Source organism: Azospira sp. I13 (assembly GCF_003112695.1).
In the GTDB taxonomy this organism is placed as follows: Bacteria; Pseudomonadota; Gammaproteobacteria; order Burkholderiales; family Rhodocyclaceae; genus Azospira.
Map to the genome: position 1 here is coordinate 24,579 of NZ_BFBP01000007.1, position 12,334 is coordinate 36,912.

Annotated in this window: 12 protein-coding genes; 2 read left to right on the forward strand and 10 right to left on the reverse strand. The window is 66.5% G+C overall.

The features are described from left to right. Nucleotides 1-258 precede the first annotated feature (258 nt). Together AZSI13_RS06930 and AZSI13_RS06935 are read right to left on the reverse strand one after the other, a co-directional pair. On the reverse strand, nucleotides 259-1,464 hold the full coding sequence (locus tag AZSI13_RS06930) for an ammonium transporter (protein ID WP_109040450.1): 1,206 nt from the start codon (nucleotides 1,462-1,464) through the stop codon (nucleotides 259-261). 168 nt (nucleotides 1,465-1,632) lie between these two features. Further along, nucleotides 1,633-2,928 carry a murein transglycosylase A gene (locus AZSI13_RS06935; RefSeq protein ID WP_235609703.1) on the reverse strand — a complete coding sequence of 432 codons (1,296 nt, stop codon included), beginning with the start codon at nucleotides 2,926-2,928 and terminating at the stop codon, nucleotides 1,633-1,635. A 46-nt stretch (nucleotides 2,929-2,974) separates the two neighbouring features. Between AZSI13_RS06935 and AZSI13_RS06940 the strand changes: the two genes are divergently transcribed. Beyond that, nucleotides 2,975-3,898 carry an ATP-binding protein gene (locus tag AZSI13_RS06940; protein WP_109040452.1) on the forward strand — a complete coding sequence of 308 codons (924 nt, stop codon included), beginning with the start codon at nucleotides 2,975-2,977 and terminating at the stop codon, nucleotides 3,896-3,898. Then, entirely contained in the window at nucleotides 3,895-4,851 is a 957-nt protein-coding gene (locus AZSI13_RS06945; RefSeq protein ID WP_109040453.1) for a Nudix family hydrolase, read from the forward strand. The genes AZSI13_RS06940 and AZSI13_RS06945 overlap by 4 nt, the downstream gene beginning before the upstream one ends. A gap of 91 nt (nucleotides 4,852-4,942) precedes the next feature. Here the strand turns inward: AZSI13_RS06945 and AZSI13_RS06950 are convergent, their stop codons facing one another. The 8 genes from AZSI13_RS06950 to ntrC all read right to left on the reverse strand — a co-directional run bounded on the left by AZSI13_RS06950 (nucleotide 4,943) and on the right by ntrC (nucleotide 12,325). After that, nucleotides 4,943-5,152: a DNA gyrase inhibitor YacG gene (locus AZSI13_RS06950; RefSeq protein WP_109040454.1), complete on the reverse strand. Its 210-nt coding sequence runs from the start codon at nucleotides 5,150-5,152 to the stop codon at nucleotides 4,943-4,945. 90 nt (nucleotides 5,153-5,242) lie between these two features. Then, nucleotides 5,243-5,995 (reverse strand): cell division protein ZapD, encoded by a 753-nt coding sequence (gene zapD / locus AZSI13_RS06955; protein ID WP_109040455.1) that lies wholly within the window; start codon nucleotides 5,993-5,995, stop codon nucleotides 5,243-5,245. A 157-nt stretch (nucleotides 5,996-6,152) separates the two neighbouring features. Beyond that, nucleotides 6,153-6,791, reverse strand: coding sequence for a dephospho-CoA kinase (gene coaE, locus AZSI13_RS06960; RefSeq protein WP_109040456.1), 639 nt, complete (start codon nucleotides 6,789-6,791; stop codon nucleotides 6,153-6,155). Further along, entirely contained in the window at nucleotides 6,791-7,690 is a 900-nt protein-coding gene (locus AZSI13_RS06965; RefSeq protein WP_109040457.1) for an SPOR domain-containing protein, read from the reverse strand. The genes coaE and AZSI13_RS06965 overlap by 1 nt, the downstream gene beginning before the upstream one ends. A 25-nt stretch (nucleotides 7,691-7,715) precedes the next feature. After that, nucleotides 7,716-9,080 (reverse strand): TrpB-like pyridoxal phosphate-dependent enzyme, encoded by a 1,365-nt coding sequence (locus AZSI13_RS06970; protein ID WP_109040458.1) that lies wholly within the window; start codon nucleotides 9,078-9,080, stop codon nucleotides 7,716-7,718. 77 nt (nucleotides 9,081-9,157) lie between these two features. After that, on the reverse strand, nucleotides 9,158-9,913 hold the full coding sequence (locus tag AZSI13_RS06975) for a type III pantothenate kinase (RefSeq protein ID WP_109040459.1): 756 nt from the start codon (nucleotides 9,911-9,913) through the stop codon (nucleotides 9,158-9,160). Next, nucleotides 9,910-10,713, reverse strand: a complete 804-nt coding sequence (locus AZSI13_RS06980) for a biotin--[acetyl-CoA-carboxylase] ligase (RefSeq protein WP_109040460.1) — start codon at nucleotides 10,711-10,713, stop codon at nucleotides 9,910-9,912. The genes AZSI13_RS06975 and AZSI13_RS06980 overlap by 4 nt, the downstream gene beginning before the upstream one ends. 181 nt (nucleotides 10,714-10,894) lie before the next feature. Continuing rightward, nucleotides 10,895-12,325 (reverse strand): nitrogen regulation protein NR(I), encoded by a 1,431-nt coding sequence (gene ntrC / locus AZSI13_RS06985; protein WP_109040461.1) that lies wholly within the window; start codon nucleotides 12,323-12,325, stop codon nucleotides 10,895-10,897. Nucleotides 12,326-12,334 lie beyond the last annotated feature (9 nt).

Here is a 12,334-nt window from a genome sequence, read left to right on the forward strand (position 1 = left end):
CCGGAGCTAGTGAAGTAACGCAACCATAGTAGCCACATTGAAGCCTTTCACTCGGGGCGATATCGATTGAGCTATGGCAACCAAATGAAAAAGAGGCCACGCAATTGCGGGGCCTCTTTTCCATTGTTGTCCGGCCGACTTTATTTACTACCATCAGTTCATTTTTGCAGCAAAACAGCTATCTCCTTGTTTTTATTTAGTTTCAAGATTCTCTATTTCATTTCAAGAAACTATTGTCCGGAAACACGAACCGCTGGCTTACCAGAGCGTCTCCCGCTCCGCGGATGCGGAAATTTTGTGGATGGTCAGGTCAGCGCCGTTGTATTCCTCCTCCTGATCGAGGCGAATACCCAGCACCGCCTTGAGGGTGCCATAGACCAGGCCACTACCCACCAGGGCAACCACGATGGCCAGCAGGGTCATCAGGACCTGGGCCACGAACGAGACGCCGCCGGCGCCACCCAGGGCTTCCAGGCCGAAGATGCCGGCAGCGATACCGCCCCAGGCGCCGCACAGGCCGTGCAGGGGCCAGACACCGAGGACGTCGTCGATCTTCCAGCGGTTCTGGGTGAGGGTGAACATGACCACGAAGAGGGCGCCGGCAACGCCGCCGGTGACCAACGCACCAAGGGGGTGCATCAGATCGGAGCCGGCACAGACTGCCACCAGACCGGCCAGGGGGCCGTTATGCACGAAGCCCGGGTCGTTCTTGCCCAGCACCAGGGCGGCCAGGGTGCCGCCCACCATGGCCATGAGGGAGTTGATCGCCACCAGGCCGGAAATCTTGTCCAGGGTCTGGGCGCTCATGACGTTGAAGCCGAACCAGCCGACGATGAGAATCCAGGCACCGAGGGCCAGGAAAGGAATGGAGGACGGGGGATGGGCGCCGGCGATGCCGCCATCCTTGTGGTAGCGGCCACGCCGCGCGCCGAGCAGGATCACCGCCGGCAGCGCAATCCAGCCGCCCATGGCGTGGACCACCACGGAGCCAGCAAAATCGTGAAACTCGGCACCGAAGGTGGCCAGCAGCCACTCCTGGATACCGAAGGCGTGGTTCCAGGCGATGCCTTCGAAGAAGGGATAGACGAAGCCCACCAGACAGAAGGTGGCCACCAGTTGGGGATTGAACTTGGCCCGCTCGGCGATGCCGCCGGAGATGATGGCGGGAATGGCCGCAGCAAAGGTGAGCAGGAAGAAGAACTTGGTCAGCTCGTGGCCGCTGTTCTCCATCAGGCTGTGGGCGCCCTGGAAGAAATGCACGCCGTAGGCCACACCGTAGCCGATGAAAAAATAGGCCAGGGTGGACACGGCGAAGTCCGCCAGGATCTTCACCAGGGCATTGATCTGGTTCTTGCGCCGCACCGTGCCCAGTTCGAGAAAGGCAAAGCCGGCGTGCATGGCGAGCACCATGATGGCGCCCAGCAGGATGAAAAGGGTGTCCGAGGCGGACTTGTACGCTTCCATGGTGCCTCCAATAAGAGTTTGCACCACGAAAAGCAAACGTCGTTCCAGCCCATGAAACACCGTAAATCAATTGCTTACGCCATTGCCCTGTGGGTGCACGCACCGATTATGTGCGTCAAACCCCTTACATGCAGCATCCTGGTGCAATTTGCACCGCTGTGGTGCCGCTCAGCGCGGCCCCAGGCCGGGGGGCAGCAGCACCCACATCTGGCCGGACTGCTTCATGCGCCCGGCCAGGGCACCTGCCTCGGCACCATAGCCCCAGAAGTAGTCGGCCCGCACCACCCCCTTGATGGCACCGCCCGTGTCCTGGGCCAGCACCAACCGGCGCAGAAGCTTGTTGCTGTTGGGCTGGGTGGCGGAAAGGAACACCGGCGCCCCCAGAGGCGTACTGCGCGGATCCACGGCGATGCTGCGCTCCGGCGTCAGGGGCACGCCCAGGGCGCCGATGGGGCCTTCCGTGGCCGGCAGGTCCAGCTCCCGGAAAAAGACGTAGCTGGGGTTGGCATTGAGGAGTTCATTGACCTTCGCCGGATTGGCCCGAGCCCAGGCCTGGATGCCCTGCATGGACGCCTGCTCCGGCTTCAGGTCGCCCCGTTCGATCAGCACCCGGCCGATGGACTGATAGGGGTGGCCGTTCTGGTCCGCATACCCCAGGCGAACGATACCGCCGTCGGGCAGCTTGACCCGCCCCGAGCCCTGGATCTGCAGGAAGAACAATTCGATGGGATCCTCCACCCACAGCAGGGTACGGGCCTTGAGTCCATCTCGCCCCTCCCGATCTTCCTTGGCCATCAGTTCCGCCCGGGACCAGTAGGGCACCACCTTGTTGCCCACCAGGCGGCCTCGCAGGCGGTAGTTCTTCAGATCCGGGTAGAGCTCGGAAAGGTCGATGGTCAGCAGATCCTCCGGCACCCCCAGGACGGCGTAACGGCCCGGACCGGTGGGCTTGCGGCTGCCCTTGAGCAGGGGCTCGTAGTAGCCGGTGATCATGCCCTCCGTCGTGCCTTCCGGGTTGGTCAGCAGGTAGGGCTGGAAGCGGGATTCGAAGAAACGCCGCAGGGTCCCGTTGTCCGGCTTGCCACCCGGGCTGGCCGCCAGGCCCTGGGCCTCGTCGCAGGCAGGGCGCCACAGGGCCCATTCCTTTTTGCCCACTAGGCCGCGGCAGGATTGCAGGAAGGCAGGCCAGGCCGCCCCCAGGTCATCCTCGCCCCAGCCCGGCAGGTCTTCCCAGCGGGCAGCCTGCAAGGGCTTGGCGGCAGGTGGCGGCGGCAATGCCGTGGTCGGCGGACACATCGGCGCCGCGCCCGGCGCCGGGCAAGCGGGACAGGCCGGGCAAGCCCCGGCGGCAGTCGCTGCAGTGGCGGGGGGGCGGGACGGCGTGGCGCAGCCTCCCAGCAGGAGCAGACTGGCGGCAAGCAGGAGGAGGAAAGGCTGGCGCGGGGGCATTTGGCTTACGGGCATGATTGGGCTATGTTCCGGACTTTTCCCGAAGTATACCGGTAGCCCCATGTCCGCTCCCTCCAAGACACAACGTACGGCCCCCGCCGTGACCGATCCGCTGGAACGCCTGGTCCGCTTTCTCGACAAGGCCGAAGCCCTGCTCACCCGCCTCGAGCCCCTGCTGCCCGAAGCCCTGCCGGCACCGGACTGGAAGGCTGCGGCCTTCCGCTGGCGGCGCAAGAACGGGCGCGGCTTTCTGCAGGCGGTGGCCAAGCCCCACCCTATCCGCCTCAAGGACCTGCAGGACATCGACGACCAGAAGCAGCGCATCGTCGCCAATACCCGCCAGTTCCTCGCCGGCCGGCCATCCAACAACGTGCTGCTGACGGGCACCCGGGGCTGCGGCAAATCCTCCCTGGTAAAGGCCCTGCTCAACGAATACGCGAAAAAGGGCCTGCGCCTGATCGAGGTGGACAAGTCGGACCTGATTGACCTGCCGGACATCGTGGATCTGTTGGCCAATCGGCCCGAGAAATTCATCGTCTTCAGCGACGATCTCTCCTTTGAATCCGGGGAAGACGGCTACAAGGCCCTCAAGTCGGTGCTGGATGGCTCCGTCACCCATCTGCCGGATAACGTGGTGATCTACGCCACCTCCAACCGGCGCCACCTGATGCCGGAATACCACGCCGAAAACCTGGAAACCACCCGGGTGGGCGACGAAATTCATCCTGGCGAAGCGGTGGAGGAAAAGATTTCCCTCTCCGAGCGTTTCGGCCTGTGGATTTCCTTTTACCCCTTCAGCCAGGACGACTACCTCAACATCGCCGCCTACTGGCTGGTCCACTTCGGCTGCGACGCCAGCGACCGCAGCGCCTGGGAACGGGATTCCCTCAACTGGGCCCTGCAGCGCGGCTCCCGCAGCGGCCGGGTGGCCTGGCAATTCGCCCGGGACTACGCCGGCACTTTGCAGGGCAAGGGCCGTCGATGAACGAAGGCATCAAGATCACCGAAGTTTCCGCCGCCGTCATCGAGCGGGCCGACGGCCAGGAATTCCTGCTCGCCTGCCGCCCGGAAGGCAAGGTCTACGCCGGCTACTGGGAATTCCCCGGCGGCAAGGTGGAGCCCGGCGAGACCCACCGCCAGGCTCTGGACCGGGAACTGCACGAGGAACTGGGCATCACCGTCACCGCGGCCACGCCCTGGCTCTCCCGCCGCTTTGTCTATCCCCACGCCACGGTGCGCCTCAAGTTCTTCCGCGTCACCGCCTGGGAGGGGGTGATTGCCCCCATCGAACACTCGGGATTCGCCTGGGCCCATATCGGCGCCGACCCCGGCGTGGCCCCCATCCTGCCGGCCAACGATCCCATCCTGCGGGCCCTGGCCCTGCCGCCGGTGTATGCCCTGACCCAGGCCGAGCACCGGGGCGCTGCGGCCGAACTGGCGCGTCTGGAGCAAGCCCTGCAAGGGGGCTTGAAGCTGGTTCAGGTGCGGGACAAAACCCTGCCGGCGGCCGAACGGGCCGCCTTCGCCGCCCAGGCGGTAGCCCTGGCCCATGCCCACGGTGCCCGGGTACTGCTCAACGCCGCCGACGCCGCCGCTGACGCCCTGGCCCGGGAGATCGGTGCCGATGGCATCCACCTGCCGGCCAGCCGCCTCATGGACCTGGCGCAGCGACCGGACTTCCCCCTGGTGGCCGCCTCCTGCCACGACCCGGCAGAACTGGCCCAGGCCGACCGCCTGGCGCTGGATTTCGCCGTGCTCGGGCCGGTCAGCCCGACGCCCACCCACCCGGGCGCACCGGTGCTGGGCTGGAAGCATTTTGGGGAATGGGTGTTCGACTGTGCCCTGCCGGTTTATGGCCTGGGCGGCCTGACGCGGCATAGCCTGGCGGAAGCCCGCCAGCACGGCGCCCAGGGCGTTGCCCTGATGCGGGGCTGGTAAGCCCCCCAGCCGTGCCGCCGGCAATACAGGAGAAGATCGGCCCCCTACAGTCCGACAGGAGCAGCCCCCGGAACGGGGCTGCGAAAGCCCGTCAAGGCTTGGGGAAGGGGCTGTCCAGCGACGCCCCGTCTTCCCCGGGCCCTGCCGCTTCCTGCACCGGCACCCGGTAGGACTCGGAGGCCCAGGCACCCAGGTCGATCAGCTTGCAGCGCTTGCTGCAGAAGGGGCGTTCGGGATTGTCGGTGGACCAAAGGGATTCGCCGCCGCACTGGGGGCAGCGGACTTTGCGGGCTTCGCTCATGGGATGGGTCACCGGAAAACGTCGCGGAATGACATCGGCGGCAGCTAGATCGGCAAAAGGCCGAAAATCACTGTTGCAGCGACGAGAAAATCAGAGATTGCAGAAGGTCATGTCGAAAGCGACTTCCCGCTCGCAGGCACGGGGCTTCAGGTCGCCATCGGGGCAGGTGAAACGGATGTTGAGGGCGTATTTGTTGGCGCTGATCTCGGGAATGGCGGGATCGCCCTCCCGCAGGCTGACCCGCACCATCTGGGCGTTGCTGCCGCCCAGCATCAGCTGAAAGCCGCCGGCCGGGGCCACCTGGGGCTTGGGTCGGCCGGAGGAGCGCAGCAGGCGCAGCACGATGGTCAGGCCGTCGCGCAGGGGCAGCAGGGGCTTGAGCCAACCCATCAGGGCTGCACGCCGCATCTCGGCCGGGTGGTGCTGCCAGAAATGATAGGAGGGCAGGTCGAATTCGCAGAGGCCGCCGGGAATCGCGGCCCGACTCTTGATGCTCATCAGCCACTCGTTTTCCCGCAGGTACTGGCCGATCTTGCCGGTCATGGCCAGCAGGGCGGCGGCGGCCTGCTCGATTTCATAGAGGGCGCCGGAGAGGGCTTCTTCGGAGATGTCGGGATTGTTGCGGAAGGCCAGCAGGGTCTGGCGCTGGCGTTCCAGTTCCTGGATCAGGTCGGTCTTCAGATCGGCCCGGGAAACTTCCAGGATTTCAAACAGCGTGAGGAGGACGACGTGGTGATCCTGGGGACCATCGAGCTGCATGAAATGGGCGGCCTTGTCGAACAGATCCTCCAGCCGCAGCAGGGTGCGGATACGCTCGTTGAAGGGATATTCGTAGGTGATCACGCCGAGGATTCGCCAGATTTCGCCAGGTTTTACGAGGATCGGCGCCGTACATGCGGCTATGGCGCTGATTTTGCCGTCAAAGTGCGTGGATTCTGAACCATTCAGCAACAAACCTCAATACTCTTAGGCCTTTAGGCTGAAATTTGCAGAACATGCATCAATTTGGTGCATGATTTTGGTGCGCCTGCCCGGCCCGCTGCAGATATTCCTGGTGCAGACGCGCCACTTGCGGGGGAAGTGCCGTAGGGGCGCCGCCGTTATCCACCACGTCATCGGCCACCGCCAGGCGTTCTGCCCGACTCGCCTGGGCGGCCAGAATGGCCCGCGCCTGGGCTTCCTCCAGGCCGCTACGGGCCATCACCCGGGCGATTTGGGCGGCTTCGGAACAATCCACCACCAGCACCCGGTCCACCCGCTCCCGGTAAGTGCCGGATTCCACCAGCAGGGGCACCGCCAGGATGACGTAGGGCGCCGCGGCGGCAGCGCAACGGCGGGCGCTTTCTTCACGGATGAGGGGGTGCAGGATGGCTTCCAGGCGCTGCCGGGCGGCCGCATCGGCAAAGACCAGGCGCCGCATGGCAGCCCGGTCGAGGGCACCGCGGGCATCCACGACGCCATCGCCAAAGGCAGCCCGGATCGCCGCCATGGCGCCGCCGCCGGGGCCGGTCAATTCGTGGGCGATGGCATCCGTATCCACCAGGGCCGCACCGTGGGCGACGAACAGATCGGCCACGGTACTCTTGCCGCTGCCGATGCCGCCGGTGAGCCCGACGACGTAGGGACGCTGCCCAGACATCAGGGCTTATTGGCGGCCTTGGGGTCGCAGGCGGCCGGCGTGGCGGTGATGGCGGTGCCGGAATCCTTGAGGCCCTGGATCTGGGTCGCGTCGCCCCGGGCTTCCAGATGCACATTGGTCACCTTGCCGCCCCGCAGCCCCACCTTGGCGGAACGTACGCCCTTGGCCTTGAGGGCCTCCAGCAGATCCTTGGCCCCCTGCTCGGAGGAAAAGAGGCCCAGGGAAATGGCGTACTGGTTGGCCCCGGCTTCGCTGACGATGAAAAACTCGGTGACACCCAGCTTCTTCAGTTCGCCGGCCTTGCGCTCCGCATCGGCCTTGCTCGGCAGGGGCGGAATGAAGACCCAGTTGTTGCCGCCTTCGGCCGCCACGGTGCTACGACTCAGAGTGACGCCGGGATAGCGTTTGTGGGCCAGGGCCACCAGGCGGTCGGCATCGGCCACCGGCAGGTCAGGCCAGGCCAGGCAGGCCGCCTGTTGGGCTGCCTGCTGGGCGGCTTTCTTCTCCTCGGCCTTTTTCTCTTCCGCCCGCTTCTCTTCGGCGCGCTTTTCTTCAGCGCGCTTTTCTTCGGCTTTTTTCTCCTCGGCCTTCCTGTCTTCTACCTTCTTTTCCTCGGGCTTGCTTTCAGGCATGGCCGCCGGGGCAGGAGGGACGGGGCTCTCCGCCCCCCCCTTACCAGGAGCCGCGTCCGGCGCGGCCTCCGGGGATGGGGTGGCGCCGGATGGCGTCCCGCTTGCCTCCTGGGCCGGCTCGCCCTTGCTGACGATATGGATGCGCTCCGGCTGCAGTTGCTGGCGCAGCCGCTCCGCGTCCGGATTGTCGCCACCGCCCAGGTAGCCCCGGGCGAACGCGAAGAACAGCAGGTTGGCCAGAACCAGGAGAAAAACCAGAACGCGCATGTCGTCAGCTCCGCAACAGACCGGCTCAGCCGACCTTGGGCAGGTGTTCCAGGGAACGGGCCACCGCCTCGGCCGGGTAGTCGTAGTCCTCCAGCTTGCCGCTGAAGAAACGCTCGTAGGAGGTCATGTCGAAGTGGCCGTGGCCGGTGAGGTTGAAGAGGATCACCTTGGACTCGCCGGTAACCTTGGCCTTCAGGGCCTCGTCGATGGCGGCGCGGATGGCGTGGCAGGATTCGGGGGCGGGGATGATGCCCTCGGCCCGGGCGAACTGCACGCCAGCCTCGAAGGTGGCCAGCTGGGAGACGGCCACCGGCTCCACCAGGCCCTCATGCACCACCTGGGAAACCAGGGGCGAGGCACCGTGATAACGCAGGCCGCCGGCGTGGATGCCGGGGGGCATGAAGTCGTGGCCCAGGGTGTACATCTTCATCAGCGGCGTGAAGCCGGAGGCGTCGCCGAAGTCGTAGGCGTAGGCGCCCTTGGTCAGGGTCGGGCAGGAGGTGGGTTCCACCGCCAGGCAGCGCAGGTTGTTGGCCCGCTTGTCACCGGCAGCCTTGTCGGCCAGGAAGGGGAAGGCGATGCCGCCGAAGGAGGAGCCGCCACCGCAGGGCCCGATGACCACATCCGGGTATTCGCCGATTTTCTCGAACTGCTTCTTCGCTTCCAGACCGACGATGGTCTGGTGCAGCAGCACGTGGTTGAGTACGGAACCCAGGGTGTAGTTGGTGTCGGCCCGGGAAGCGGCCTCTTCCACCGCTTCGGAAATGGCCAAGCCGAGGGAGCCCTGGTTATCAGAATTTTCGGCCAGAGCGGCGCGACCCGTCTGGGTCAGCTCGGAGGGGCTGGCGAAGACTTCGGCCCCCCAGGTCTGCATCATCAGGCGGCGGTAGGGCTTCTGGTCGTAGCTAACCTTGACCATGTACACCCGCACCGGCAGGCCGAACATCTGACCGGCGAAGGCGATGGAAGAACCCCACTGGCCGGCGCCGGTTTCGGTGGTCAGACGCTTGATGCCGGCCTGCTTGTTGTAGAAGGCTTGCGGCACGGCGGAGTTGGGCTTGTGGGAGCCGGCCGGGGAGACGCCTTCGTACTTGTAGTAGATCTTGGCGGTGGTGCCCAGGGCCTGCTCCAGGCGCACGGCCCGGACCAGGGGGGCGGGGCGCCACAGGCGGTAGATTTCGCGCACTTCCTGGGGAATGGGAATCCAGCGCTGGTCCGACATTTCCTGTTCGAGGATGGCGCCGGGGAAGATCACGCCCATCTGCTCCGGCGTCGCCGGCTGGCCGTCCGGACCCAGGGGCGGGGCCGGGGGATTCTTCAGATCGGCGACGATGTTGTACCAGTGGGTCGGAATCTCGTTCTGCTCGAGCAGGATGCGGGTGTTCTCCATGATCTCCCTTTGTGTGTTTTATTGACGATTCAGCCAGCCACCCCGAACGGGGGATGGCGAAGTATAGCGCGAGGCCCTCAGGCCGGCCCGCCGTCGGCCACCCGGGCCAGGCCTTCGAGCACCAGGTAATCGACCCGGCGCACCGGCAGGGCCGGGTCCAGACAGGCATCCAGCTGCACTGCGCCGCCGCCGGAAAGCAGACAGGGGGAAGCGGGCGGCAACTGGCGGTAGATTCGCTCCACAGCCCCAGCCTGGGCATGCAGGCAGCCGCTGACGATGGCGTCGTCGGTGTTGCGCGGCAGCTCGACCCATTCGCCGCTGGCCAGGGGCAGCTGGGCGGTATGGCGGTTGAGGGCGGCGCGCATCAAATCGAAGCCGGGCAGGATGCAGCCGCCGGCAAAGAGACCGCCGCCGGGGCTCTCCGGATCGGCCAGCAGCACGTCGACGGTCAGTGCGGTGCCCGCATTGACCACCAGACAGGGCCGGCGCTCCTGGTTCCAGGCGCCCACCAGGGCTGCCCAACGGTCCGCCCCCAGTTGGGCAGGGCGCGCATAAGCATTGCGCACGCCGGCCGCCTGGGGCGTCGAGACAAATGCCTCCAGCCCGGGGGACAAAGCCGCCACGGCCTGGGCGACGGCCGCCGCCACTTCCGGGCCGGCCACGTTACAGAAGAGGATGCGCTGCAGACCCTGCCCTGCAGGCAAAGCCTGGCGCAGAGCATGGGGCAGGTCGCCGATGCGCTCCCGTTCCAGAGCGCCCCGGGCACGCCATGCGCCACCTTGGCGCAAGCCCCATTTGAGGCGGGTGTTGCCAGCATCAAGCAGCAGAATCATAGGGGCCTCAGGGAAAGATCACCGGCGTAGTGCCGCACCAGGCCTTGGGGACCTTCCAGCAGCAGGGCACCATCATCGTCGGCACCGCGGCAGAGGCCGCTGGCCATCACCCGGCCATCCTCCAGCAGGTGCACCGGCTGGTCCTGCCAGGCGTTACGGCGCCCCCACTCCTCCGCCAGCGCGGCGAAGCCGGCCGCCTCAAATACGTCCAGCACCTGCACCAGATGGCGCAGCAGGGTGGCGAGCAGGACATGACGATCAGCCGGCCCCGTCAGCAAGGGCGCCAGGCCGGCCGGCGCCAAGCCCCCCGGCACGGTCACCGGCGGCGCCTGCAGGTTGAGGCCGATGCCGATGATGGCCTCCATGCCCTGGCGCCCCGCCGAAAGCTCCACCAGGATGCCACCCAACTTGCCGAGCCCTCCGGCAACGGGCGCCAGGATATCGTTGGGCCACTTCAGGCGGACCGCCGTGGCCCCCTGTGCCTCACAGGCCCGGGCGACGGCGACGCCAACGGCCAGGGAAAGGCCGGCCATGCGCTCGAAATTGCCGGAGAAGCGCCAAAGTAGGGAAAAGGTCAGGCTGTCCTCAGGGCTGGAAACCCAGCCCCGGCCGCGCCGCCCGCGGCCGGCGGTCTGCTGATCGGCGACCACCACGGTGCCGCTGGGCGCCCCTCGGGCAGCCCGGCGCGACAGTTCGGAACTGGTGGAGTCGCAGCTTTCCAGGTTGTCCACATCCACCCGGCCCAAGGCGGGGCCAAGCAGGGGGACGAGCAGGGCGGGGTCGATCAGGGTTGCAGCCATGGCAGCGCCAACGCAAATGAAGGCGCCATTATCCGGGATAAGGGCTGCCTGCCGGAAGGGTGGCGCGATGGCCGGCGCCGGTGCACCGGGGCCAAGCCCCGGCCGGGCCTATTCAGCGGCCATTTCAGCGTATATCTCAGCGGTTGTCTCAGCGCGCCATCCTGCGGCCGGCTCGGTCCGCTTATTCGGCGACCTCTTCCGCCGCAGCGCCCTTGCCGCCTTCCAGACCCAGTTCCTGGATCTTGCGGGTGATGGTGTTGCGGCCGATGCCCAGGGCCTGGGCCGCCTCGATGCGACGGCCGCCGGTATGGGCCAGGGCCCGGGCGATGAGGATGCGCTCGAAGATGTCGGAAAGCTTGCCATGCACATCGGGCACGCTCCGAGCCAGCAGCCGGTCGGCCTCCGCCGCCAGGGCTTCTTCCCAGCCGCCCACCACGCCGGCGCCACTGGCCGGGCTGGCTTCCCGCAGCTCCGGCGGCAGATCCCCCACTTCCACCAGTTGGCCGGGGGCCATGACGGTGAGCCAGTGGCAGAGGTTTTCCAGCTGCCGCACGTTGCCCTGAAAGTCGAGGGAGACAAGGAACTTCACGGCGCCGTCGGAGAGGCGCTTGGGCTCCACGCCCAGGTCCTGGGCGCTCTTGGCGAGGAAATGGCGGGCCAGCAGGGGGATGTCTTCCCGCCGCTCGCGCAGGGCCGGCAGGCGGATGCGGATGACGTTCAGCCGGTGGAACAGGTCTTCCCGGAAGAGGCCATCCTTGACCCGGGTTTCCAGGTTCTGGTGGGTGGCGGCGATGACCCGCACATTGGCCTTCAGGGGCTGATGACCACCGACCCGGTAGTAGTGGCCATCAGAAAGCACCCGCAGCAGGCGGGTCTGCAACTCCTGGGGCATGTCGCCGATTTCGTCGAGGAACAGGGTGCCGCCCTCGGCCTGCTCGAAGCGACCCCGGCGCTGGGTGGCGGCGCCGGTGAAGGCACCCCGCTCGTGGCCAAAGAGTTCGGATTCGAGCAGGTCCTTGGGAATGGCTGCCGTGTTGATGGCGATGAAGGGCTTGTCGGCCCTGGGGCTGTGGCGGTGCAGGGCGCGAGCCACCAGCTCCTTGCCGGAACCGGATTCGCCGGTGATGAGCACGGTAGCGTGACTCATGGCGAGGCGGCCGATGGCGCGGAAGACTTCCTGCATGGCCGGGGCCTGGCCGAGAATTTCCGGCGTGATCCCCGCCTCTTCCACCGCACCATCCTGGTGCATGGATTCATCCAGGGCCCGGCGAATCAGTTCCAGGGCCTGATCCACGTCGAAAGGCTTGGGCAGGTACTCGAAGGCCCCGCCCTGGAAGGCGGCGACGGCGCTCTCCAGGTCCGAGTAGGCGGTCATGATGATGACCGGCAGGGAGGGAATATGGGACTTCACGTGCTGCAGCAGCTCCAGGCCGGACTGGCCGGGCATGCGGATGTCCGAGAGCAGGACCTGGGGCACTTCGCCATCATCCAGGGCGGCCAGGGCATCCACGGCGGAAGCGAAGCTCTTGTGGGCGATCTGCTCCCGGGCCAGGGCCTTTTCCAGGACCCAGCGGATGGAGCGGTCATCGTCGACAATCCAGACGGGTTTCATCGTATTCCC